Genomic DNA, 3586 nt, shown 5'->3' with positions numbered 1-3586 from the left:
ATTCGGATGCCGAGGTCGAACATCTCAAGGGTTTGGGCGCCGATACCGTGATCATGGGTGAACGCGAGATTGCGCGCGGGATTGTGGAAGAAGTTCTCGGTTCCAAACCGGAGTTGAGGCGCGAAACCGCCGAGCCATCGGTGGCCTGAGTCCCAAAGCCCAAGCTGCACTCGCGCGCGCTGGCAACGTGATCGGCTCGACCCAGCCTTTCAAGTGAGCATTACGCCACGAATGCAGAGCCGCCATTTTGCGCGATACCACTGAGGTATTTGGCCGGCGGCTTCCCAAGCGCCTTCTTGAACATGGTGATGAAGGCCGTGACCGAACCATAGCCGAGATCGCCCGAGACTTGCTGGACACTCTTGCCGGACGCCAGTTCCCGAATTGCAACGATCAAGTGCAATTGCTGGCGCCAGCGCCCGAAACTCAGCCCTGTCTCCTTTGTCACAAGGCGGGCGAGGCTGCTCTCGCTGAGCGCCATGCGCTTGGCCCAGTCCGCCAGCGTGCTGCGGTCGGCAGGGTCTTGCGCCAACGCCTCGGCGATCCTGTTCAAGCGCGGCTCGGATGAGATCGGCAGGTGCAATTGCTGGACAGGCATGCGTGGCAATTCGGTGAGCAGCATTTTGGTCAAGAGTTCGCCCCTCGCCTCGTCGTCCTGCAACCGATCGGAAAGCTCGATGATCAATTCGCGCAGCAGTGGCGAGATCGAAAGCGTGCAGCACCGCTCCGGCAGGTCGGCCGCTCCCGGCTCTATGTAGACGAAAAAAATCCGGGCGTTGGCGGTTGCGACATTGCTGTGCTCCATGCCGCCGGGGATCCACACCCCGCAATGCGGCGGCACCATCCATAGACCGCTTGGAACGCGGCATGTGACGCCGCCGCCGAGCGCGAAGACGAGCTGGCCTTTGCGGTGCCGGTGGGCGGGGACTTCCGCTCGGGTGTCGGGGATGTCGACGCGCACGGCAATCGCCAACGCGGAAGGGTCATCCACATCGAGATCAAGCCAGGGGTAGCTGAGGGGCCGTCTCATGATTGACTGCTATTAGCGATGAAACGCCATGATAGCTAAATTCTATAACCGCGGAAGTCGATAGGCTCCGGTTCGCGCAGGGTTGATCTCGTGACGCTGCGCGCCATCGCCGGTATGGCTCGCTACCTACTCAGCTTGCCGTGCTTTCCAACGCAAGCTGGCACCGACAAGCCAGCAACAAGGTACGCCATGCTCGCCCTCGTCATCTCCTCCGGCAGCGCGACCGGACTGAGCATCTCGGAGCTTGCCGAGCCTCAACCGGCCTCGAACGAGGCGCTTGTCTCGGTCCACGCGACCTCGTTGAACCGCGGCGAACTGCGCCTGCTCAGCATACGTCCGAACGGCTGGATACCCGGCCAGGACATCGCCGGGATCGTCGAACGGGCAGCAGCCGATGGCTCAGGGCCGGCCGTTGGCGCCCGCGTCGCGGCTTTGGTCGATCAAGCCGGATGGGCGCAACGTGTCGCCGTTCCGACCGACCGTCTCGCCGTCCTGCCCGATGACGTCAGCTTTGCCGCCGCCGCCACGTTGCCAGTCGCGGGCACGACGGCGCTGAGGACTCTACGCCATGGCGGGGACCTCGCCGGCCAGCAGGTCTTGATCACCGGCGCAAGCGGTGCGGTCGGTCGTTTCCAGATCCAGCTCGCCCGCCATCAGGGCGGATTCGTGACCGCTGTCGCCGCCGCCCGGCACGCTGAGGATCTCCGCAACCTGGGAGCCAGGCAGGTTGTCGAAGCGATAGACCTGGCCGAGGGGCCGTTCTCGCTGATCACCGAGTCGGTTGGCGGCCAAAGCCTCGCATGCGCGATCGAACGCGTCGCCCCTGGCGGGACCATCGTCATGTTCGGTTCGAGCAGCGGCGAACTGACGCCCGTCGGATTCCGCCAGTTCGTTCCGGATCATGAAGGAGCGAGGCTTCAGACCTTCGCCTACTACACATCCGGTCCAGGCATTGGCGAGGACATCGCCTCGCTGCTCGCTCTGGTCGCAGCCGGCCGGCTCGAAACGCGCGTGGCCTTGACCGTGCCATGGACAGACATCGCCCAAGCGCTGGACGCACTGCGACAGCGCAGCTTCAGCGGCAAGGCTGTTCTCACCATAACAGGATGAGCATCCTGTTTTGTCACACGTGCTGGCCGCCATTGATGTGAATTTCCGAGCCCGTCACATAGGACGCCTGCTGCGAACACAGGAAGAAGATGATGTCGGCGACTTCGGCCGTGGTGCCAAGGCGCCTGAGAGGGATGGTCTCGACGATCTTGTCAGTGCCCGGCGACAGGATCGCGGTGTCGATCTCCCCGGGCGCAATGGCATTGACGCGGATGCCGTGCGGGCCGAAATCATGCGCCATCTCGCGCGTCAGCGAGCCGAGCGCCGCCTTCGATGTGGCGTAGGCCGTGCCGGCGAAGGGATGCACGCGGGTTCCCGCGATCGAGGTTACGTTGACGATCGAGCCCTTGGCCGCCGCCAGCTCTTTGAACAGGCCGCGCGCCAGCATGATCGGCGCGAAGAAATTGACCTGGAACACGTCGCGCCAGACATGCATCGGCGTGTCGATCGAATCCATGCGGCTGTTGCCGTCCTTGAGCTTCGGCGAAATGCCGGCATTGTTGACCAGCGCATGCAACTGGCCGCCATGCGCTTCCAGCCGGTGGCGGATTTCGGAGACGGCGATGCCGACATCCTCCTGATCGGCGAGATCGACCTTGATGTGGTCTTCCGGCCCGGCCGGCCACGGGCAATCCTCGGCGAAAGCCTGCCTGGAGCAGGTGATGACGCGCCAGCCCTCGCGCGAAAAACGCTTGACGGTGGCGTGGCCAATGCCGCGGCTGGCGCCGGTCAGCACGATGGTCTTTCGGGTGTCGAGCTCAGTCATTTCAAGGTCTCCGGCCGGCAGATGTAGCCGAACGCCGCCGAGGTGGCGAGAGGCCGAAATGTCACCATTCACCTCAGAGGAGGAACCGGGAAGCCGGCTCGCCGTTGGTTCGGGAGTTGCAGGACAGGGCGCGGGGTCTCAGATCAAATCAATCGGGACAGAGCCATGACGCAGACAGCACCCCTCGACATAGCAACCGCCTTCACCAAGGCGTGGACAAGCCACGACCTCGAAAAGGCAGCATCCTTGGTCGCCGACGACGTCGTCTTTGATGGGCCGATGCAGCAATCGACCGGCAAGAAACCCTATCTCGAGGGCCTGACCAAACTGTCACAGGATGTGACCGGTGTGCGCATGATCGCGGCCTTCGGAGACGATCATCAGGCGCTGCTGATGTATGACTTGATGACAAAGTCGTCCGGCGCGCTTTCCTGCGCCAAGCACCTCACCATCAGCGATGGCAAGATTCACAGCGACAAACTGACCTTTGACAGCAAGAAGTTGGGCAGCGCCAAGCCACGGAATTAGCGGATCGGATCAGCCGCCAAGGAGGTCAAGGATCGAGGTCTGCCGCTTTTTGCGCGGACCGCCGACGTCGCCTGGCGGCACCGGATGTTTGATCGACGCGGTGGCGCCGTCATCCTCCGGCATGGAGGGGCCGTCGGCATCGACGGTTTGGG

4 protein-coding genes are annotated in these 3586 nt (G+C 63.4%); 2 read left to right on the top strand and 2 right to left on the bottom strand.

Annotated features, from left to right (window positions below; translation table 11 throughout):
- Window positions 1-220: 220 nt before the first annotated feature.
- Window positions 221-1030 carry a helix-turn-helix transcriptional regulator gene (locus EN750_RS23935; RefSeq protein WP_127271895.1) on the bottom strand — a complete coding sequence of 270 codons (810 nt, stop codon included), beginning with the start codon at window positions 1028-1030 and terminating at the stop codon, window positions 221-223.
- A gap of 189 nt (window positions 1031-1219) precedes the next feature.
- On the opposite strand from EN750_RS23935, the gene EN750_RS23930 reads away from it, so the two are divergent.
- Complete coding sequence (locus tag EN750_RS23930) at window positions 1220-2140, top strand: zinc-binding dehydrogenase (protein ID WP_127397840.1); 921 nt, start codon at window positions 1220-1222, stop codon at window positions 2138-2140.
- Window positions 2141-2153: 13 nt separating this feature from the next.
- Here EN750_RS23930 and EN750_RS23925 read toward each other — a convergent pair whose 3' ends face one another.
- Window positions 2154-2906 (bottom strand): SDR family oxidoreductase, encoded by a 753-nt coding sequence (locus EN750_RS23925; RefSeq protein WP_023812510.1) that lies wholly within the window; start codon window positions 2904-2906, stop codon window positions 2154-2156.
- Window positions 2907-3071: 165 nt separating this feature from the next.
- Between EN750_RS23925 and EN750_RS23920 the strand changes: the two genes are divergently transcribed.
- Complete coding sequence (locus EN750_RS23920) at window positions 3072-3434, top strand: nuclear transport factor 2 family protein (RefSeq protein ID WP_027037737.1); 363 nt, start codon at window positions 3072-3074, stop codon at window positions 3432-3434.
- The last annotated feature ends 152 nt before the right edge of the window (window positions 3435-3586 follow it).

This window comes from Mesorhizobium sp. M7A.F.Ca.ET.027.03.2.1 (assembly GCF_003999175.1).
In the GTDB taxonomy this organism is placed as follows: domain Bacteria; phylum Pseudomonadota; class Alphaproteobacteria; order Rhizobiales; family Rhizobiaceae; genus Mesorhizobium.
This window is presented reverse-complemented; position numbering and strand designations above follow the sequence as displayed.